Annotated in this window: 16 protein-coding genes and 1 other annotated feature; of the genes, 3 read left to right on the top strand and 13 right to left on the bottom strand. The window is 45.8% G+C overall.

The genetic code is table 11. The annotated features are described in order from the left end of the window. Positions 1-69 precede the first annotated feature (69 nt). The 3 genes from hisC to H509_RS25365 all read right to left on the bottom strand — a co-directional run bounded on the left by hisC (position 70) and on the right by H509_RS25365 (position 5,466). Positions 70-1,137 (bottom strand): histidinol-phosphate transaminase, encoded by a 1,068-nt coding sequence (gene hisC, locus H509_RS0114245; protein WP_028545677.1) that lies wholly within the window; start codon positions 1,135-1,137, stop codon positions 70-72. Positions 1,138-1,219: 82 nt separating this feature from the next. Next, positions 1,220-4,603, bottom strand: a complete 3,384-nt coding sequence (gene fabD, locus H509_RS25370) for an ACP S-malonyltransferase (protein ID WP_028545676.1) — start codon at positions 4,601-4,603, stop codon at positions 1,220-1,222. Continuing rightward, positions 4,600-5,466 carry a 4'-phosphopantetheinyl transferase family protein gene (locus H509_RS25365; RefSeq protein WP_169450914.1) on the bottom strand — a complete coding sequence of 289 codons (867 nt, stop codon included), beginning with the start codon at positions 5,464-5,466 and terminating at the stop codon, positions 4,600-4,602. Before H509_RS25365 ends, fabD begins: the two co-directional genes overlap by 4 nt. A 403-nt stretch (positions 5,467-5,869) precedes the next feature. On the opposite strand from H509_RS25365, the gene loaP reads away from it, so the two are divergent. Further along, the gene (gene loaP / locus H509_RS0114230) at positions 5,870-6,427 is read left to right on the top strand and encodes an antiterminator LoaP (RefSeq protein ID WP_084159208.1); all 558 of its coding nucleotides are present in this window, start codon (positions 5,870-5,872) and stop codon (positions 6,425-6,427) included. A gap of 29 nt (positions 6,428-6,456) precedes the next feature. Here the strand turns inward: loaP and H509_RS0114225 are convergent, their stop codons facing one another. The 9 genes from H509_RS0114225 to H509_RS0114185 all read right to left on the bottom strand — a co-directional run bounded on the left by H509_RS0114225 (position 6,457) and on the right by H509_RS0114185 (position 15,213). Next, positions 6,457-8,052: an amino acid adenylation domain-containing protein gene (locus H509_RS0114225; RefSeq protein WP_028545674.1), complete on the bottom strand. Its 1,596-nt coding sequence runs from the start codon at positions 8,050-8,052 to the stop codon at positions 6,457-6,459. A gap of 42 nt (positions 8,053-8,094) precedes the next feature. Continuing rightward, positions 8,095-9,057: a hypothetical protein gene (locus tag H509_RS0114220; RefSeq protein WP_028545673.1), complete on the bottom strand. Its 963-nt coding sequence runs from the start codon at positions 9,055-9,057 to the stop codon at positions 8,095-8,097. Positions 9,058-9,077: 20 nt separating this feature from the next. Next, positions 9,078-9,341 (bottom strand): acyl carrier protein, encoded by a 264-nt coding sequence (locus tag H509_RS25360; protein ID WP_036697543.1) that lies wholly within the window; start codon positions 9,339-9,341, stop codon positions 9,078-9,080. 43 nt (positions 9,342-9,384) lie between these two features. Further along, the gene (locus tag H509_RS0114210; RefSeq protein WP_051287158.1) at positions 9,385-10,611 is read right to left on the bottom strand and encodes a DUF6421 family protein; all 1,227 of its coding nucleotides are present in this window, start codon (positions 10,609-10,611) and stop codon (positions 9,385-9,387) included. A 31-nt stretch (positions 10,612-10,642) separates the two neighbouring features. After that, a complete protein-coding gene (locus H509_RS0114205; RefSeq protein ID WP_028545671.1) occupies positions 10,643-11,440 on the bottom strand; it encodes an ABC transporter permease in 798 nt (265 codons plus the stop codon). 3 nt (positions 11,441-11,443) lie between these two features. After that, entirely contained in the window at positions 11,444-12,238 is a 795-nt protein-coding gene (locus H509_RS0114200; RefSeq protein WP_028545670.1) for an ABC transporter permease, read from the bottom strand. Next, the gene (locus H509_RS0114195) at positions 12,210-13,229 is read right to left on the bottom strand and encodes an ABC transporter ATP-binding protein (RefSeq protein ID WP_028545669.1); all 1,020 of its coding nucleotides are present in this window, start codon (positions 13,227-13,229) and stop codon (positions 12,210-12,212) included. The genes H509_RS0114200 and H509_RS0114195 overlap by 29 nt, the downstream gene beginning before the upstream one ends. 61 nt (positions 13,230-13,290) lie before the next feature. Further along, entirely contained in the window at positions 13,291-14,577 is a 1,287-nt protein-coding gene (locus H509_RS0114190) for a valine--pyruvate transaminase (RefSeq protein WP_036697539.1), read from the bottom strand. A gap of 15 nt (positions 14,578-14,592) precedes the next feature. Beyond that, positions 14,593-15,213, bottom strand: coding sequence for a type 2 periplasmic-binding domain-containing protein (locus tag H509_RS0114185; RefSeq protein ID WP_245596093.1), 621 nt, complete (start codon positions 15,211-15,213; stop codon positions 14,593-14,595). Positions 15,214-15,502: 289 nt separating this feature from the next. After that, positions 15,503-15,718: a binding site (T-box leader), on the top strand. Between the two features lie 144 nt (positions 15,719-15,862). On the opposite strand from H509_RS0114185, the gene H509_RS0114180 reads away from it, so the two are divergent. Continuing rightward, entirely contained in the window at positions 15,863-17,035 is a 1,173-nt protein-coding gene (locus tag H509_RS0114180; protein ID WP_028545666.1) for an aminotransferase class I/II-fold pyridoxal phosphate-dependent enzyme, read from the top strand. A gap of 192 nt (positions 17,036-17,227) precedes the next feature. Here H509_RS0114180 and H509_RS0114175 read toward each other — a convergent pair whose 3' ends face one another. After that, a complete protein-coding gene (locus H509_RS0114175; protein WP_028545665.1) occupies positions 17,228-18,097 on the bottom strand; it encodes an AraC family transcriptional regulator in 870 nt (289 codons plus the stop codon). 219 nt (positions 18,098-18,316) lie between these two features. On the opposite strand from H509_RS0114175, the gene H509_RS0114170 reads away from it, so the two are divergent. Next, positions 18,317-20,524 (top strand): GH92 family glycosyl hydrolase, encoded by a 2,208-nt coding sequence (locus H509_RS0114170; RefSeq protein WP_028545664.1) that lies wholly within the window; start codon positions 18,317-18,319, stop codon positions 20,522-20,524. The last annotated feature ends 173 nt before the right edge of the window (positions 20,525-20,697 follow it).

Below are 20,697 nucleotides of genomic sequence, written 5' to 3'. Positions count from 1 at the left end.
AGCCTTACATAAGGCTCACGTGAGACTTACGCAAGACTCACACCACCCACTGCTTTATTACGTTCTGCTTCATGATGTCGATCTGACTTCAGCGAACTCATGCAAATACTTCAGCAGCACATCCATTTCTGCATCTGTACCGATCGTAATTCTCAGCTTGTCTGACAGTCGCGGAGCGTCAAAATGGCGAACGTAAACTTGTCTCGCCTTCAAATAATCGTAAATATCAATCGCACTGCCGTGCACAGGCTTGCATAATACAAAGTTGGCCTCTGAAGGCAGCACTTCAAAGCCAAGCTCTGTCAGCGCCGCAGCTACCCGATCGCGAGTAGCCACAATCCACTGGATCGTGCGCTGCAAGTAAGTCTGATCTTTAAAAGCTGCTTCCGCTAATAACTGGCTTAACAGACTCACATTATAGGAATCTCTGCATTTGTCCAAGGCATGCACAAGTGCAGGATCAGCCAAACTGTAACCTACACGAATACCACATAACGAGTAGGATTTGGAAAAAGTACGCAGCACAACCAAATGAGGATATTTCCCAACAAGCGCAATTGCAGAGGCAGATGCAGGTGCGAAATCCATATATGCCTCATCAATGACTACAAGCCCGTCATAACGTTGCAGCAATTCCTCAATCTCCGCTAAAGGCAGCATCAGTCCGGTCTGAGCGTTAGGATTCGCAATAAATATGCCTTTCGCTCCCGTCTGTACTAATGCTTCTGTATCGATTGTAAAGTCATCTCTTGTAGGTACGTATTCCGTATGAACGCGATGAATATCCGCAATCGTTTTGTATAACGTATACGTAGGATAAGGTGTAGCAATAGTATCTTGTTCCTCAAAACAAACTTGAAAAAGGTAAGAAATAATTTCATCTGAACCGTTGCCACAAAATAAATGTTCAGAGGGCAACTGGTAATGTGCTGCGATCAACTGGCGCAAGCGTTGGCTCGTCGCGTCAGGATAATAACGGAGCTGCGCATAATCAAACCCGCCCAGCAGTTCCTGTACTTGAGACGAGGGAGGATAAGGATTCTCGTTGGCGTTAATCTTAATAACGCGGCCGTCCATCTGAGGTTGAATTCCCGGCACATAGGGTGCAAGCTGCTCTATTGACTGTTTAATATACATAGACTACCTCCAAGCCTGCAAATTGAGATGCTCCCAAAATCATAGCAATTAATGGTAAACATTTCAATTCAAATCCTACGATTTATGTCGCATATTGCAAGACTTGTCGACGAAGCAGTTCAGCAGTCTCGTCACATAGTTTGCGGCCAATCTCATCTACATGACGCTGCTGCCAATGCTCCAGATGAGTGCCTTTCACCCATTGATTAAAAGCACCAAGTGCTGGTCCGCAATGAATTTGATAGTTCACACGCTGAGTTGGATCACCGTGAATCGCTGCCAAGTTCGACATAGCAAAGTACCATTTAAAAATAAGCGCCATCTTATGTTTAGAATCCCGATCCGCCTTTTCCGTTTCTGTCTTCGATTTATAGGCCCGAACTTCAGAGTACACTTCTTCAAACGTCTTCTGAAAAAACTTCTCCTCAATCATTTGTCTTGTACGCTCATCAATCTGTTCGATGGAGTCAAAATTACGATAAAGCTCATATAATTTGTTCGCACGTGCAGAAAAAAATCCGCCCTTCTTTAAAACTTGTACCTTTGCCCCAAGCTCAAACATATCACCAGCCGGAGCGTAATCCATATCTTGAATATCCGCCTGCTGAAGCAGTTCTTTAACTGACTCGCTAGTATGGGCCTCGACCGTGCATTGATTGATTGATCCTGTTACCAAATAATCTGCACCCATTACGTAAGCTGCAAGTGCTGCTTCAGGGGTTCCTATGCCGCCAGCAGCTCCTATACGTATTCTCCTGCTGTAGTTAAAGCGTTTCATGTACTCGTCCCGCAGACGAATCATTGCCGGCAGCAGTGTGTAGGGTGAACGATGATCGGTGTGCCCGCCAGAATCAGCCTCTACCGAAATATCATCCGCCATCGGCACTTCCCTTAGAAGTTCAGCTGCCTCCGACGTAATACTGCCTGCAAGCAGCAGCTTGGATATGATCCGTTCTGGAGCCGGGCTTAGAAATGAAATAGCCACCTCTGGCCGCGATACCTTCGCAATAATTCGATTTCGAAGGTGTACGCCTCCATCTGGTTGACGACTTAGCCCACAAGCACGGTAGCGAACCAAAGCCGCATTTACAGCCATATAAGCGGACGCTTCGACAATGGGTACACCATATTGCAAATACAGATCAACCAACTGCTCTTCCTTCTCCGGATGCTCGGGATCATGCAGTAGGTTGATGCCATAAGACTCACCATTCGACAATTGTTGTTGAATGGTGCGAATCGATGCTTCCACTTGATCTAAGCTAAGTCCCCCTGCCCCATACACACCTAGCATACCTGCTCGCCCTGCTCTCACGACCATTTGTGTTGAGGCGATCCCCTTGTACATCGCACCAATCATATAAGCGTATTGAAGCCCATAATCCTGCTTGAAATGAGGATCACCAAGCGTCATTCCGATCGTATTCTGCACCGATGCAAGTTCTTCTTGCTGATCTAACTGTCCGACATCCTCAGCAGGAGTATCGTTTGGCAGCAGAATAGGGGTCGCTTCCTTCCGAATGGATGCGATCAGCTTCGTTAACACGTTGCCAGGCCCGATCTCCTTATATTCTTCAACCCCCAATCCCATCAGATATCGAATGGTATCGGTCCACCTAACAGCATGTGTAATTTGACTTGCTAAATGTTGCTTTAACTGCTGCTGTTCATATGGCCTTGCTGTCACATTTGACACTACGGGTATGGTGAGCGTGCCAAAAGAGAACTCTTTCAAAAAATCGTTAAAGCTATCGTAAGCTGCTGTCATCATTCGAGAATGAAATGCGCCGCTCACCTTCAACGGAATAACGAGACGAGCGCCTGCTGTTTCGCAAACCTGCTGTGCTTGCAGCATATCCGCTTGTGGACCTGAGATGACAATTTGCGTCAAATGGTTGTAATTGGCGATATCGATCTGATCAAGACCGTGATCCTCTAGCACTTGTCGAAGCTTGTCCTCGTCTAATCCGATTACCGCAGCCATTCCCCCACCGCTAGCTTGGCTCATTAAAACACCGCGGCGCTGCACAAGACGAAGCCCCGTTTCAAAATCAAAGGCTCCCGCTGCGTATAGTGCATTGTACTCTCCTAGGCTGTGGCCGGCGGCAATATTCGGGGGACCAAACTCCTGTACTGCCTTTAAATAATGAAGCGCATTCACAACATAAAGTGCTGGTTGCGTATATTGAGTCTGACCAAGCAAGTTATCTGGATCCTGCATACACAGTTGTTGGATGGAATATCCCAAAATACGATCGGCTAAAGCTGTCATTTCTGGATATTCGTCAAATAACCCCTCTCCCATGCCGCGCTGCTGCGAACCTTGTCCAGGAAATACATATGCCCTCATGGGTGTTGCCTCCTTATGATTCAACTTTGGATTTGACTTTGGATTCGACTTTTGATTCGTCGCATGTTCTGGCTTGGATATCTCTTTGTGGTTCAGCTTATGAGTAGAGGCGTTGTCCTTTCTATCCACCGACTGCTGATTCGATTTGTTTGGTGTTCGAATATACGGTTGTGTTTGCTTCAGACTGTCCCAATAAGCCGTATCTTGTCGAAAACGAGTCAGGATCGGCTTCATTTCTGACCCGAATTGTGTCGTTAAGCAACGCTTGGCCATATTCGCCATTCCCCCAGAAGGACCTAGGTCAATAAATACGGCGGGCCCTTCATGTGCAAGCGTCTCAAAGCTTTTTTGCAGCGCAATAGGCTGACGAATCACCTGCCACAAGTAATCCGCTTGCAGTTCCTGCATCAGTTTTCCATTTATTCCAGATACGAGAGCTAGACTTCCGGGCATGAATTTTTTTTGCGACAAATAATGTTTGTAGGCTGCTGCTGCCTGATCGATAAGCTTGGAATGAAAAGCATGGGTTACGGGGAGTAGATCACGTACAATATATTGTTGATGTAAGTAAGTCTGTATCGTCTGAATGGCGCCTTGTGTCCCTGTAACAACGAAATGGGTATCTGACAGTTGAGCTGCAATCTCACTTTGTTCATACAGAAGGCTGTTATCCGTATATATGGAGGGATTGTCTAAAATTGCGAGCATACCGCCTGCTGCACAATAGGTGTCAAGAGTCTTTGCCTGCTCAATAACCATCTCTAGCCCGTCTTGCCAGCCCACCATCCCTGCCGCAGTTGCCGCAGCAAATTCACCCATACTTTCGCCCAGTACATAATCGGGAAATATACCGTACGAGAACAGGAGCTGCGTCAACGCAGTCTCAATCATATAAATAGCAGGATGCGAAAACAAAGTCCGATCAAAAGGCTCTGACTGCTTTTGCTTCGGATCGTACAGCTTGGCGAGCACCGATTCGCCAATCATTTCAGAAGCTGCTTGATCAAGTCGAAGCAGCCAATCGCGGAACACAGGCTCCTGTTCGAATAGTGCTCGTCCCATCCCATAATACTGAGACCCTTGTCCAGCGTACATAAACACAATCGATTTGCTCATAAGTTATCTCCTAAACTATTTCCTAGCTTTCGAAATGAGCGGTGAATATTCGGGCCATCTACACGTAATTGCTGTGCTAATGCGGGAATTAGAAGTGGTGTGCGATCAAAAGGAGTTGTTAGTGCGGCTTGATGAGGATACGTAACAGCATAGACAAACGGACCTGCAATAAAAGCAAGGAAGCGATACTGCGGAAAAAAGGCGTAACGGCCATTCACAGAGGAAGCGCTCGCTTCCACATCAACTGTTTCATAAAAATGAGGCGGAACCGTTAATCCCGTCTTCAGCACTTTGGACAGTGACTCTTTAGCCGTCCACAGCAGTGTTAAAGATGCTGCTTGGGCAAATGGGAGCTGTTTGACCATGTTACACTCACTTGCTGTAAGCTGGCTCTTTAACACATCCACTTTCTCCTGTTGGATAAGTTCCATATCAATGCCTAGTGGAATCGCTTCATGAAAAGCGATAGCGGCTGCACCACCGTCACAATGCGTAATGCTAACCTGAATGTTAGAATAACTATTCACGGTGACGATCGGTTGCTCGAACTGGCCGCGCCCAATTGCGATGCATCGTAACGGAATATCTGCACCGATCCATGCTGCCACAGCACGCTTGGCTGCGTAACGCCCAGCCAAATAACTTTGTCGTCGCTTCACGAATCGCAGCTTGTCGAGATACGCTGCTTCGCTCGGATGGAGCCACTCCTCAACGTGTGCTCGCTTGCCAACCAAGCTACATACGGTCATGACCGCTTTATCGTACCGGTTTGCTGTGAGCAGCCTTAAATGACAAGTGATACGCTCTGGACGGGATGGCATATGATCCAGTCGCGTCTGTATAATCCTTTCCACACTAGTCATGATGGGCAATCCCTCCCCACGTCTACCGTAAGCGCAAGCAGGGTATTGCTGCATGCGGACACACCCTCCCCCGTTCGCCTGCAACGATGCACACTACTTGTTTACCGCATATATGAACTAGTGTCACCTTAACGCGCCGCAACGTCGATTAAGGAAGACCTAGTCTATCGACTACCATTTACAAATACTTAAATACATACGCTTATACTTTATGATACCTATCAACTAGCGGCTACACGTTTCTACAAACTTATATTTTAACATCTACCAAAATACACGATTATCGTAGCGGATAACAAAAATAATGTCAATTTATTTTATTAATTCTATAATTCGACTTTTTTTTCATTTTATAGATTGTATACTACTTCCAAGTAAAGTCAAGACAATCCAATAATAAGGAATGATTCTATTGCACTGGTACGCCCTTTTTGTAGAAACGGGCCAAGAAGAAACGGTCCAGCGATCACTTAAACAGCAATTTGATCCATCAATGCTCATTTCATTAGTACCGAAACGTAAAGTTCCCGAAAAGAAACAAGGACACACTCAACATGTACTTAGAAAAATGTTTCCAGGGTACGTCCTGATCCAGACAAGCATGAACGCTGACCGCTACCATGCCTTAAGACGCATCCCTCATGTACTACGTATGTTAACAAACGGTCGAAAGAACGAGCACAATCCCGAGTCCTTTCAACTCTCCTCCATCCACGATGTTGAAATCGAGCACTTACTGAAACTGCTCGATGCCAAAGAAATTGTTGAGTACTCCACCTTACAAATACTTACAAATTCAAATATTCAAGTCGTAGCCGGACCTCTTCAAGGAATGGAAAATCTCATCAAAAAAGTAGATCGTCACAAGAAACGGGCAACGCTTCAACTTCCTTTTCTTGGCGAACCGCGCACTATCGAAGTTGGCATCCATATTATGTATCCGCCTCAGACTAGCGAATAACAGCGCAGCACACACTATCCTCATTTAGCTCATTCCGCATAGATTAAAATACCGCTGTTGTTCATTTTAGAGGACTGGACAAACTTGATCAGTTTCTGTTTGTCTGTTTTGTCTGAAGGCAGCTTTGGCAGTTGCTTCGTTAACACAAGGCGCCTTGGTACCATATAGGACGGAAGCTGCTTCTCCAGACCTATTAACACAGCTTCGCCAACAGCTTCCGTCAGGGGGACATCCACTTCAGCAACTACGGTCAACAGCTTGCCGTGGATGTCATCCTCCACCACAAATATTGTCGCATCCAACACAATCGATTGCGCAAACAAGGCCTGTCTAATCTCATTCAAATTTATGCGCCGACCCCGTATTTTGATCTCATCGTCAGCTCTGCCGATATAATGTACATTCCCGCTATGATCAAGATAACAAATATCGCCTGTGCGATAATACTGTAGGCCCGACATTGACACAATGCGCTTGCGGGTTTCTTCCGCATTATCCCAATACGCATCCAAAATTTGAATTCCACTTACTAGCAGCTCTCCTGCTTCTCCTTGCGGGAGGGGCTGCAAATGCTCGTCCACGATTCGAATATGAATACCAGCTAATGGCTTGCCAATCGGATAAGGCTCTACGCGATCTGGCTCCAACTCCGTAATCGGATACGCCAAGCAAGCACAAGTTGCTTCTGTTGGACCGTATCCATTTACAATTTTAAGACCAGGAATTCGGCTCAGCCACTGCTGCGTGGCTTTGACATTTAACACATCTGCTCCTGTCCATATCGTCTTAACACTGTTCAAATTGTAATCATCCATCGTACCACTGTCTGCAATCATCGTTAATATCGGAGCTACGGCTGTAAATTGTGTGATTCCTTCCTCCTCCACCATTCCCAGTACCGTTGTTGGCAAAATCAAACCATCGTATAAATAAACAGTCGCCCCTCGATACAAAGGATAGAAGGTGTCCACTACTACAGCATCAAAGAAAAATGGCGCCAGGTTCAAACATTTGGAACTTTCGTTTAAGCTCATATGTGCGTTTGCTGCTTCAAAGAACGCAACTAGACTGTCGTGGCGGATGACAACACCTTTGGGCGAGCCTGTTGATCCAGAGGTGAACATACAGTAAGCAGGTGCATCCAGACTTACCGCTGGCAGCGCAATTGCGGGGCTCATATGCATCTGCGTACTCCATTGCTCGGTATGGGCATGAGCCAGCAGTTCTTCCGACGGGATATGCTTTAATTCAGGCGTCAGACTGGCTAGGCGTTCACCAGCCTCTACAGGCGCCACTACAGCACAAGGCTGCGCACTGTCGAGAATATACTTTAAGCGTGTATCAGGATTGCCGGCATCGAGCGGTACAAAGACGGCCCCCGCCTTAAAGCAGCCGTAGATCGCAATCAAAAGACGAACATCTTTATATGTCATTACACATACACGTTCGCCCTGCTTCATGCCCATGCCAACTAAGCGCCTTGCAAATTGCTCACTCCAGTAATTAAGCTGCATGTAGGTTAAGCTTGTTTCGTCGTGCACAACAGCAGCTTGATCCGGCATCCTAGCGGCCAATTCAGATAGACGCTGCCCCACACAGCATGGCTTCAACTGACTAATCGTCATTTCACGACTCTCCTCTCCCCTATCCTTTGCTGAATCACCCTTTTATCCGGATATAAGAGCTTGTTGACGCGCGGCACACAGCGCTGACTGATCCAGCTCTTTCATCCGATTGCACTCCTCTATCAGCTCTTCACTGTCAACTTCGTCAATTAGCCCGTAGCGTCTATACATATTCGACAAGCTCTCTGCTTGCTCGCCAGCTTCGTAGTAGGCCTCGCTCGCGGCTTGAAATCCAATAATTTTCAAAAATCTAGCGTACAAATAACGAGAGCCAGCCAGAAATGTATACGCCATGTCCAAGTGATACAGCCGCTCTTTATGGTCAGTGAAACCATCAAAGCGATCAAGCCCAGAAATAACTAGATCATGCAGTGCGTAACTGTCGCTATGCTGCTTCAGATGACGATCATATGCGTCTAGTATTTGTTCCTTTTGAATATAGCTGTCCTGTCCCATTTCAAAATAGGCTACGGCTCGATTAGCTGGCCAGCTAAGCTCATACATTTGCTTCAGGTCTGATGCAGCGTAAGGGAAATCTCCATAATCATCGATCACAATATCGACCAAGTTGTAAACCGTATCCTGTAGGATGTCATCGTATTGGTAAGCAGTAATGACGTAAGAGTGAGGAGTATGAGCAGTTTCGTAATGTTCTTTGTGCGGAACATAGAAAGAATCCAGCAGCAGTAAAATTGAACTCGAATGATCAATGACCTTCGGGACAAGCGCAGCAAGCTGATCAAACGAGTCCAAACGTTTCCGCACCAGGTTGACGCCAATCAAGTGCAGTTGCTTTTCGTTACGCAAGCATGTCGTGTCATATACCCATCGATTTTTTTTCTGATGCATAATTTGGGCAAGCACTTGGTCTGAACTTTCTAATGCATTGTAAAATAAATAGTCCACAGGCAGCCCTCTACCATTTAAATAGCCGCTCAATTCATATTTCCAGCAGTTAAAATATTTCCCGGCATGCTCGACTGCCTTCAGCAAGCTGCTGCTCATGAGATTCCCCCTACTCCCTATTATTCTGGCACTTTCGTCGCACGCTGCTGTTTGTCCAAAAGTAAGTTCACCATATCACCTATAGACGCAAAGTTACGTTCAAGCAGATCTCTACCTTTAAATTTCACACCAAATCGCTTCTCCACAGCAACGGCAAGCCGAATCATAGCTACAGAATCCATGCCGTACTGTTTAAGCAACGTATGATCCTCTGGCAAATGCTCATCCAAATCTATTGCTAATATTTCCAGAACAACCTGTCTGACCTCATCTGAAAGGCTCATAAGTCATCCTCCACACTGCTTTATGATAATGATCTGACATCCATTAATACGGCAATTGGGAAAAGTCCAACAGTTTGGGTTCCCCGAATGTATGACCAATATAGCGGGCATACAAATCCGGCATCGCAAACTTCTCCTTGTCAACACCCTCTGGCAAGTACTTTCTTACATACTGTTTTGCTGCTGCCTTAAATTGCTCGTCATCCTCGATACGTTCAATGTCCTCCACTTCGCTTACGAGCCGCTTAATATCTTCTACGCATTGTTCCAGACTTAACCGCAATCCTTGCTCAGAAACTTCGAAACAAGTCCCATTTTTCATTAACCATTCAAACAAAAACAGCCCTGTCCCTGCATCAAAGTTTGTCTTTGCATCCGGCTGATTCGGATAACGAAGCATCCGTTCAAATAATATATACTCCGCTATCTCCCTTCCAAAAGGTACATCCAATTCACAAGCAGCTACGACGGACTGACAATCCACTTTAATTTCTTCCAAAATGCCTACAAAAAAGTTCAACTTCACCTGCAAATTAGTATCAAACGGGCGTGGGCCATTATGATGATAATAATCGTGCAAATACCCCCATACGGAGCGGGCACGATATACCGATTCAGTAGAAAGAGCATCGGATACCCATCCTGTACCAAACAGCTGCATTACACGCGGGAACGTTTCCGTTAAGTAAATTAGCTGAAATTTGTTAAAGAAAAACATGGCGAATGATTGGCTCTCTACTTTTTCCTTCGTTTTAATATTTTCTGGGAAAAACACGATACAATTGCCCATCATAATCCCCGTCGAGCCTGTAATCAATCGACAGGATTGGCATCCGTTTTTCGGATGCGGAAGCATTGCCGATACGCCTTCCAATTCCACGGGTTCTTCACGCAGGACGAGGAAACACTCGAGAAAATGCCCTTTTGGTGCAGGCCCATTTGTCGCTACTAATGGCGCAATAATAAAAGAAAAAGTTTGAGGAGCAGGGGGAACAAAGCATTTTAACGAATGATCGAAATAAGGAATGGAATCAAGCCCATTTTGCCGCCATTCTGCAACGTCTGCCTCAAACGCAGCTGCCATTTCAGGCATGAGCAAAATCTCATATATGTGACGAACAGACGGCAGAAGCTTGTCCAGCCATTCATCCGCTAAGTCATAATTCGCTTGGACGCGGCCGTCGGGCTGTTGCAGCTTACGGAACTCATTCACAATAGGCACAATATGCTGCCTCACATATTGTGCGGGCTCTATAGCTGTTAATAACATGGTTATACACCTCCATCAATGTATGTGGCTGCTAGCTGCCTGCGCCGTCATAACGTCTAACACCGTAATTAAACAACAGACAAGCGAACGCAACCAACATCGGGCCAATCACGTACGTCACCCAGAGCAACGGCTCACTGTTAACGCCTCGCGTCAAGATGACGACAGGGTAATAAGAGACAAAAATATAAGGAACCACAAAGCTGACTACAAATTGTAATCCCTGATGGTAAATAGAAACAGGGTAACGTGAAATAACTTGTAGATCCACTACAACCATCATCGAAAATACGAGCGGCTTTTTAACAAAAAAATTCAGTGAGCTAAGTGCGATTAAAATTGCGGATTGTACAAGCACGGAGTTAAATAACAGATAGATGCCATTGAGGATAAACGAAGGTGTCAACCAGATGGACAGGTGCTCCAATGAGTAGTACAGCAAACCTATGCCAACCAGAGTCTGGCCGAGAAACGTATGCTGAAAGTGACGAAACATCAGGTGTAGTAATGGGTGTAGTGGCTTTAATAAAAAATGGTCAAACTGCCCAGTAATAATCAACTGCTCTAATTGCATGACCGGCGCCCAGAACAGCATGCCCGCCAATCCCCAGGATAACAATCCAAAGCCAAACATCAACATGACCTCGTTCAGTTGCCAATCATCGAGCTTACTAAAATGGTTCATTAAAAAATAGACAACAGAGACAAAGCTAAGCGAGTTCACCATGTTAGCCACGATATCTAATGTAAGCGGGATTTTGTATTCCAGCTTGGCTTTTGCATATTTGATAATAAATTTGCGATACAATGCTGCATAAGCGCGAATCACGGCTTACCCTCCTTGAATGACAATCCGGGATTTGCAAAGATGCCACATCAGCATAATGACAACTAAAAGACCGATACTCCAAGACAACCCAACAAGGGTAAGGGATAAAAAGCTTGTGTGATCTACATTTCCCAGCAGCACATTAATGGGGTAGAAGTATAAATAAGGATATGGGAGTAGATTAGCTATCCAAAGAAATGGTTCTGAGAAAAACCAAAGTGGAATAAATACGCCGGAAAAAACGTTACCAATGTCTTGAATAAGAAAGCGGAGCTGCCAAGTTTCGATAATCCAAAAAGCCATAAGTCCGATCATATAATCCATGCAGAAGGCGATTATGACCGCATTTATACAACAAAATCCGAAGTAAAGCCAGTTAGATAAATTGTAGGGGATCTGGATGAAAGGAGATAAAAACAATAAGCTGATGCCTAACAAAGGGAGGCCTTTAGTTATAAAATCAACGACGATACGCCCCAACTGCTTCGCAAGGAAAAACAAAAACAAATTGTAGGGCCGGATCAACATAAGCTCGATCTTCCCCTCCCTGATCTCCTGAGACAGTTGATCGGAAGCTGTAGCCGTCGTTAGAAAACGAATCATCATACCGATAAAAATATAAGTCATCATTTGTGAAATCGTGGTGCCTTTAGGTTCATTTAAGGCAAATACAGCAGACCAAAGTGAATACTGAAGAAATACAAAGACGAAGTACGCCAGCATTGGCATATACAAATTCGATCTGTACACAAAAGAAGTGGAAATCGTTTTATGAAAAATGCGAATATACGACTTCATGGGCGACATCCCTTTTTCCCGTTTGATACACTTGCTTGATGATGCTTTCCAAATCTGCCGCACGAATTTGAATATCTGTGACCTCATAGCTGTTAACGATTCGTTTGATCACTTCCTGTACATCTTCACTGCGCTCCACCGCAAAGCATAGCTGGTTGCCTTCCCGACGCTGCACAGTCGTATGCAGTAATGGCGGCAGACGATCAATTGCATCTTTAAACGTGACGATAATTTGCTTCTCCCGGCTATACAACTGCTCCAGTTCCTTTGCTGAGCCGTCAAATGCCATTTCGCCGTTGTTAATAATGAGAATCCTATTGCACAGTCGCTCGATGTCTATCACGTCGTGTGTTGTCAAAATAACCGTCGTCTTGCGCTGCGTATTCCACTGCAGGATAAAATCCCTGATCTTTTCCTTCACCATAATATCAAGACCAATCGTCGGCTCATCCAAAAACAAAATTTGAGGGTGGTGCAGCATAGCCGCAGCAAGCTCCATCCTCATACGTTGGCCCAAGCTTAGCTGACGTACAGGTGTATGCGCAAATTCGTGCAAGTCTAACAATTCGTTAAATTCGTCAAGACTTCGCTTATAGCTTGCCGCAGATACTTTGTAAATGTCTTTGTAGAGCTCAAGCGAATCAATGGCCGGCAAGTCCCACCACAATTGGCTGCGTTGACCAAATACGACCCCAATTGCCATTGAATACTTACGACGCTCGATGTAAGGGATGCAGCCGTTGACTCGAATTTGACCGGAGCTTGGATGCAGGATGCCACACAGCATCTTGATCATAGTTGACTTGCCAGCGCCATTCGGTCCCAAATATCCAATAATCTCTCCCTCATCTACCGAGAAGGATATATTACGAACGGCTTGTCGAATTACAATATGTGGACGAACAAGGCTGCGCAGCTTCCCCATGACACCTCGCTGCTTCACTTCCACCTTGAACTCCTTTGACACAGCATCTACGGTGATAAATGCCACGGCTGCATCCCCCTCCCATCAATCGTGCTCCATCTTGGTGTGAACACGCTCGCTCTTGGTGCTATCTGGTCGTAATACCAGCTTGTTGGTACACACGGGCAATGACCTTAGCCAAAATAGCTACACCCCGCTCCAATTCTTCTTCGCTTGCCGTCAAGCTAATTCGGATGCATTCCTTCGTGTGGCTCCACTGCTCGTTAAGCCCGCTAAAGAACGTAGAACCCGGAACTACGATCATCCCTTCTTGCTTTAACTCGACATACAGCTGCGCATCACTGATCGGCAAATCTTGAAACCACATCCATGCAAAAATAGATCCCTCGCCTACATGCAAATGCCAAGGCACCTCGTCTGGCATTAGGCGATCTAACGCCGATTCCCAAATCAAGAATCGCTTATGGTAGAACGTCTTAATGACATTTGTAGACACCTCTGCCAGTTCACCAGACATAATGGCTCTGGCTGCGAGTGCCTGGCCAAATCGTGAAGAATGAATATTCATGTTCGATTGGAACGCTTCTAACAATTGAATGTATTTCTCGCTTGCAATCGCTACCCCGATACGCTCGCCTGGAAGTCCTACTTTCGACAAACTGACACAGTGGATCACATTCTCTCCCCATACCGGTGTCATATCAGTAAATACCATATCCGGAAACGGCGGTGCATAGGCCGAATCGATAATGACCGGCACATCCTGCTTTGCACACATCGCTACAATCCGATCAACTTCCTGCTCCGTCATTAAGTTGCCGCTTGGATTGCAAGGACGGGAGAACAAGACGGCACCTACTGATTTATCAATCGTCAATTTATCAATATCAGGCCGGTATTTAAAGCGATGCTTCTCTTGAATATCAAGTGTTGGCTTATACGTCTTCAGTACATCCTTGGACAATACGACACCGCCATAACCTGTGTAGTCAGGACATAGAGGCAGCACTAGCGAACGCTGGTTGCCCTCTTCATCTGGACCGCTGAAAGCATTGGCCGCCATAAAGTACAATGACTGGCTACCTGGTGTAACAAGTACATTATGCTTCGTCAAGTTCCAGCCGTACTCCGCATTAAACCAGTGCACAATGGCATCTATAAACGGTTCATATCCTTGGCTGGAACCGTATCGTCCGATAATTTCTCCAAATTCCTGACCATCAAGCAATTCATGTGCATATTTGCGCCATAACGCCTCTACCTCAGGCAGCACTAACGGATTGCCCGCGCTTACGTTGACGTAGTCCCTTGGTGTGTCCGATTCATTTGTCTCCTTAATATCTTTCATAATCGAACGAACACCAGTCAGTTCTGACATTTTTAACCCTGTCTTGCTCAACTGTACGTTGGACATCGTGAACCTCCCCAATTACCTATAGTCTGTGGTCGTGTGGGCATGTATCGTAAATCCCATAGGTATTTCGCCATAATCATGCATGATGTGCAAACCTTGTCGTTCTGCTGCTGAAATCGTCGTAATACAGGCATCTGCAAGCCCTGCTGCGCAATTAATTGCCGCTTGGGCATTACTTGAAACTAGGCGAATATCGGTAGTGTGCTGTGCGGCAAGTCCAGAAGGGGCAGGATGAGTTGCAATGGAAGGGTCTTGGTGCAGGCTGCTTGTATTGGAGGCAAGAACCATCTTGTAAGTAGGCATTATAAAGCAGTCTATTAACACTAGCTTATCCAGATTGGAAAATACGATTTTGTGCAAATCGGGGTACACCACGCAACCTAACAGCGCTGTGCCTGGCTGCTCCCTTACATCAACAACCGCTTCCTCCAAAGTTGGATATAATAATATGGCACCTGACTTTCCCATCCGATCAAACCAAGTCCTTGCAGCAAGCTCACAATTGGTATTCTCAGGCCCTAACGTGCAGATGGTATGAATACTCTTCAGAACAGACGATTGGCTAACGTTGTGCAGCGCATACGTCATGGACGGGTCAACCTCACTTTCTAAGTCAAGAGTAGAGGTATAACCCATTGATTTACAAAAAATAGGCATGCCCGTATAATAGATTTACGATCTTTTTTTGTTAAATCAATAGGTCGTAACCAGACGTTTGCTAAGATTCCTCGCCAAAGTGTGTCTTGGCAAACGTTTATTTATTAATGCAATGAAATAATTATGCATTAAATAAAATAATATAGCATAAATAGTATTTTTTAGTCATAGACTCAAATATTACTAGAAATTTATCACACTTTATCCCAATAGTAAAGATTGACAATACAAATCTTTTCGTGATATATTTTTCCACAACTTATTACGGATACGAACATTGATGGGAAAAGTAAGTAAGGCTGTTGATTGCAAAGCGACCGGGGACAGTGAGAGCCCGGGAATCCACCTTATTGAAAGCCCTCCCTGAGTTGCACTCTGAACTTGAGTAAGAGATTGCCGGCTTCCCGCCGTTACCGGGATCGAGGTGGGCTGAATCTGTCAGCCAACTAGGGTGGTACCGCGTGAGCATGCTCTCGTCCCTTTCAGGGATGAGGGCTTTTTTTGTTGTCTCTTATCGCCGCTTACTCTTATCGCCTCTTATTGCTTCTTGTTTTCTCTTGTTGCCGCTGGGGCTTCAAATCCTTAATGAGCATCATTAATTCTATTATTGAGAAGGTTGGTGGGTCACTTGTCACTAAAATGGAATACTTTGATATCACCTGTTATTCTGGATTTACCGCCCTCTGGCATCCGACGCTTCTTTGATCTGGCGACAGAAGTTACTGGCATCATCTCGCTTGGTGTGGGCGAGCCGGACTTTGTAACGCCGCGGCTGATTCGAGAATCAGCTTGTTATTCGCTGGAGAAAGGCTACACGATGTATACAGCAAATGCTGGCCTGCTAGAGCTTCGTGAAGAGATTGCTGCCCATCTGCATCATAACTACAGCGTCTATTATGAACCGCGAGACGAGGTATTGGTCACGGTGGGTACCAGTGAAGCGCTGGATCTGGCACTGCGCACCATCGTGTGCCCTGGTGATGAAGTGCTGATCCCAGAGCCTTGTTACGTATCATACGCTTCTTGCACCATTATGGCAGGCGGCGTGCCTGTCCCCATTCGCACAACGGAAGAACAGCATTTTCAGCTTACAGCAGAGCAAGTAGAAGCATTGATTACTCCCCGTACCAAAGCTATTATTATCAATTATCCTAACAATCCGACTGGAGCCATTATGGGCAAAGCTGAGCTTGAGCGTATTGCTGCTGTTGTTAAACGGCATGGTCTGATTGTTCTATCCGACGAAGTGTACGATAAGCTGACTTACGAAGGGACACATACTTGCTTTGCAGCGCTTCCGGATATGAAAGATCATACCATTCTGCTTAATGGTTTCTCCAAAGGATACGCCATGACCGGCTGGCGGCTCGGTTATGTATGCGGCAATCGCGAGGTGATCGCGGCTATGACCAAGATCCATCAATATACGATGCTGTGCGCGCCAATTACAGCCCAGAAAGCTGCCATTGATGCACTTAGACGCGGACAGGACGATATTACGACGATGGTCGATTCATACAATCAGCGCAGAAGATTAGTAGTCAAAGGCTTGTCTGACATTGGCTTGCCATGCTTTGAACCTAAAGGTGCATTCTACGCCTTCCCTTCTATTACACATACGGGACTTTCTTCAGAGCAGTTTGCAGAGCGGGTATTAAGGGAAGCTAAAGTTGCTGTTGTGCCAGGCAATGCGTTAGGTGCAAGTGGTGAGGGGCATATCCGTATCTCGTATGCTTCGTCAACGGAAAATCTCGTGGAAGCACTAGATCGGATCGGAAAGTTTATGAAGACAGTTCACTAGAACATCGCGCTGCTGTTGTACTACAATCAAGCGTAGGCCAAACATATTCAACCGTATTCATATTATATATACCAAAAGAAGTTATTGCCCATTTTACAGCTTAGTGGCTGAAATTTCAACTACTTCATATTATCCTAACAAGCCTGTCGCAAGCTGCGGCAGGCTGTTCTTGGTTGGAGGTATTCCCCTCTCCTACGCTAGTGTAATTCCTTTGTGCTTACGATAAGCAGTTGGCGACATGTTCATTCTGGACTGAAATACTCTTATAAACGTGGGATAAGACTTGAACCCTGCTTCATATGCTATGTCTGTAATCTTCATTTCCGTACCAATGAGCAAATTGCACGCATGGGCGATCCGAATTCGCTCTAAGAATGAATAATAGTTCTCTCCAACCACCTGTTTAAAAGATGCGCTTATATAGGACACACTGTAATTAAACTGGCGAGCAAGCGTCTCCAAAGTAATGTCCTCTTTAAAGTTCTGATACAAGTAAGAGATGATTTCCCACATTCCCTTCAGCGGCGCTCCTTCTTGTACTCTCCCCTCTGATTGCACAGCCGCCTGCCGATAGCGGTCAAACAGCACAAACACTTGCACCAGCTTGGATAAGAACATTACGCGGCTCCACGGTTTCTCCACCTGCACCTCTTCATGCATCTGCTGTAGCAAGGGCAGCATTTCAGCTGCGGTCTGCTCATCCAACTTGTAGGTCGTATTGGCATCTGTCTCCGCCTGCTTTAACAATTGGTGCAGATCAAACACGGTATCACCGCCAAAATAGGCCTTCAGACCAATCGCACCCACATACAAAAACAGCTCCTCGCCAGGCTCGATGTCTATCTCGTGCACTTGATGGGGAAACAGTAAAGTAAACGTGCCTGGTACCAACTCCTTTTTTACGCCATTAATGATCTCCGTCCCCCTACCCTTAAAAGCATACGTATACTCAATAAAGTGGTGTACATGCGCAGGTACTGGAACGCCAAGCTGATGTATTTTTAAAGTAAACGGAAATTCCCCATGAATCTCTTCGTCACCATGTAAATTGTATGGAAACATGATAAGTCCTCTTTCTGTCATGCCTTTAAATGTGCCATCTCATGTTATTTATTTCGGGCTGGGCATTTCCTTTTCATTTTATCATCAAAAGTGATAGATATTCTAAAAAATTGATAGGTACAGCTACGTGTAGTTATCTACAATGAAGGTGCAACTTATGACAGCCCGTAATGTAGAAGCAAGCACTTGGAACTATATTTTACTGAAGGAGCGATATAGATGAGCTTGATTAAATATGTAAATCCATTGCAAGGTACAGATTCTATTTATCCCTATTCAAATGGAAACACACTGCCGTTAATTTCGATGCCATTTGCCATGAACGCATGGGCGCCGCAAACAACCGAAGCCGGCGGCGGCTGGTGGTTCAGTCCGCATCATAACCGTTTGGAAGGTGTACGAATCACGCATCAGCCTAGCCCTTGGATTGGTGATTACGGCCATATGACCTTTATGCCGCAAACTGGGCCTTTAAAAGTGTGGGCGCCTGAGCGCTCTTCTTCGTTCCGCAAGCAGGACATGATCGTCCGTCCTGATTATTTTAAAGTACGTCTGCTTCGTTATCAGACGACGATGGAACTTGCGCCAACTGAGCGCTGCTCCAGCATTCGCCTGTCGTACGACCGTCGCGATGAAGCCCGCTTTATTTTGTCGCCGTTCCCAGGCGAATCCGCGATGCTGATCGATCCGGATAACCGCACATTAACAGGTTATACGACAGCCAAAGCTGGCGGTACGCCTGACAACTATCGGATGTATTTTGTTGTGAAGTTTAACTGTCCAATCGATGCTGCTAATAGCGGTTTATCCGATAACGACAATAAGCCGGTCGCTTCCTTGATGGGTATGGGGGAACGTATGGGCGCACATGTTGGTCTCGTCCTGCCCGAAAATGGCATCGTTGAGGTTAACATCAGTACCTCCTTTATTAGCCAAGAACAGGCCTTTACCAACCTGGATCGTGAAATTGGCGAACGCAGCTTTGAAGAAGTGCACCAATTGGCAAATGCCGCTTGGGAAAAGCAGCTCGGTGTTATTGAAGTCGAAGACAAAGATGAAGAAAAGCTGAAAACCTTCTATACGTGCTTGTATCGTACCTCGTTATTCCCGCATGCGATTCACGAATACGATGCCGAAGGCAAGCAAATTCACTATAGCCCGTACAATGGCAAGATCGAAGCAGGCCCGCTGTTTGCAGACATCGGCTTCTGGGATACTTACCGTACGTCGTTCCCGTTATATAACCTGCTCTATCCTTCCTTTGTTAATGAAATGATGCAAGGTTGGGTAAATGCATACAATGAGGCAGGCTGGATGCCAAAATGGGCTTCCCCAGGCGAACGCAGCATGATGCCAGGTACACTAATTGATGTCTCTTTTGCAGATGCGATCGTGAAAGGCAATACGGATTTTGACGTAGAGGCAGCATTTGAAGGCTTGCTTAAGCACGCTACAACGGTATCTGCGGACAACCGATATGGCCGCAAAGGTATGGGTGAATACTTGAAATTTAACTATATGCCGGCCGATATTCATACTCATGAAAGTGTGTGTAATACGTTGGACTACGTGTATGGCGATTTCTGTATCGCACAAATTGCAAAACATCTTGGCCGTGAAGCTGATTATGAGCAACTGATGGAACGCGCAACAAATTATAAGCACCTGTATGATCCATCCGTCGGCTTTATGCGCGGCAAGCTGCAAGATGGCAGTTGGTTGGAGCCATTCGATCCAACGTTATGGGGCGGACCTTATACAGAAGGTGGCGCTTACCAGAGCAGTTGGGCAGTTCAGCATGACTTCCTCGGACTTGCGAAGCTAATGGGCGGTCGTGCTGGCGGTAAAGAACGTTTGGATGCGCTGTTTGCAGCAGAGCCCGCGTTCAAGGTTGGTTCCTACGGCTTTGAAATTCATGAGATGTCCGAAATGGCAATGATTGACTTCGGGCAATTTGCAATTAGCAATCAGCCAAGCTTCCACTTCCCTTACATCTACACGGCGCTTGGCTACCCAGCCTTGACACAGCAATGGGTACGCAAGACGATGGACGAGCTGTTTAGCTCCCGTCCTGACGGCTTGCCTGGTGATGAGGACAACGGCAGCTTGTGCGGCTGGTACGTATTTGGTGCCTTGGGGTTGTATCCGCTCAGCCCGGGTGTCCCTGAATACGTAATCGGGACGCCGTACTTTGATAAGATGACCGTTCATCTGGAAAGTGGCAAGCAGCTCATCATTCAAGCGGACCATAATTCCGCGGACAACAAGTACGTTGCTGGTGTCAAGTTGGACGGTTCAAAAGTTGAAAAGCTGTACTTCACACACGAGCAATTGACGGCCGGTGGCACGATCGAGTTCAGCATGAGCAATCAAGCGCCAGCGGAAGTGACTGACATCGAGAAGCTGCCTTATTCGATGTCGAAGTAAGTTTCATTTTGGAAAATGTGGAGATAGCATTCCTTAACCTTAACGGGAGGAGAGCTATCTCCTTTTTTCATGCAAAATGACTGTTTTGTCTGTCCATTGTTCAATTCGTTTAACGTTATTATGCCTTGAAAGTTAAATAATAAGTGATTAATAGTACACGGGTTGATCATACA

The sequence above is a fragment of the Paenibacillus taiwanensis DSM 18679 genome, from assembly GCF_000425125.1.
Lineage (GTDB): Bacteria > Bacillota > Bacilli > Paenibacillales > Paenibacillaceae > Paenibacillus_B > Paenibacillus_B taiwanensis.
Note: the sequence above shows the minus strand (reverse complement) of the source record. Positions and strands in the feature narration are given on the sequence as shown.

Bases quoted from the DNA above. Each gene is read 5' to 3' on its own strand.
- hisC (WP_028545677.1), bottom strand. From the start codon at position 1,137: ATGTATATTAAACAGTCAATAGAGCAGCTTGCACCCTATGTGCCGGGA.
- fabD (WP_028545676.1), bottom strand. From the start codon at position 4,603: ATGAGCAAATCGATTGTGTTTATGTACGCTGGACAAGGGTCTCAGTAT.
- H509_RS25365 (WP_169450914.1), bottom strand. From the start codon at position 5,466: ATGACTAGTGTGGAAAGGATTATACAGACGCGACTGGATCATATGCCA.
- loaP (WP_084159208.1), top strand. From the start codon at position 5,870: ATGATTCTATTGCACTGGTACGCCCTTTTTGTAGAAACGGGCCAAGAA.
- H509_RS0114225 (WP_028545674.1), bottom strand. From the start codon at position 8,052: ATGACGATTAGTCAGTTGAAGCCATGCTGTGTGGGGCAGCGTCTATCT.
- H509_RS0114220 (WP_028545673.1), bottom strand. From the start codon at position 9,057: ATGAGCAGCAGCTTGCTGAAGGCAGTCGAGCATGCCGGGAAATATTTT.
- H509_RS25360 (WP_036697543.1), bottom strand. From the start codon at position 9,341: ATGAGCCTTTCAGATGAGGTCAGACAGGTTGTTCTGGAAATATTAGCA.
- H509_RS0114210 (WP_051287158.1), bottom strand. From the start codon at position 10,611: ATGTTATTAACAGCTATAGAGCCCGCACAATATGTGAGGCAGCATATT.
- H509_RS0114200 (WP_028545670.1), bottom strand. From the start codon at position 12,238: ATGAAGTCGTATATTCGCATTTTTCATAAAACGATTTCCACTTCTTTT.
- H509_RS0114190 (WP_036697539.1), bottom strand. From the start codon at position 14,577: ATGTCCAACGTACAGTTGAGCAAGACAGGGTTAAAAATGTCAGAACTG.
- H509_RS0114185 (WP_245596093.1), bottom strand. From the start codon at position 15,213: ATGGGTTATACCTCTACTCTTGACTTAGAAAGTGAGGTTGACCCGTCC.
- H509_RS0114175 (WP_028545665.1), bottom strand. From the start codon at position 18,097: ATGTTTCCATACAATTTACATGGTGACGAAGAGATTCATGGGGAATTT.
- H509_RS0114170 (WP_028545664.1), top strand. From the start codon at position 18,317: ATGAGCTTGATTAAATATGTAAATCCATTGCAAGGTACAGATTCTATT.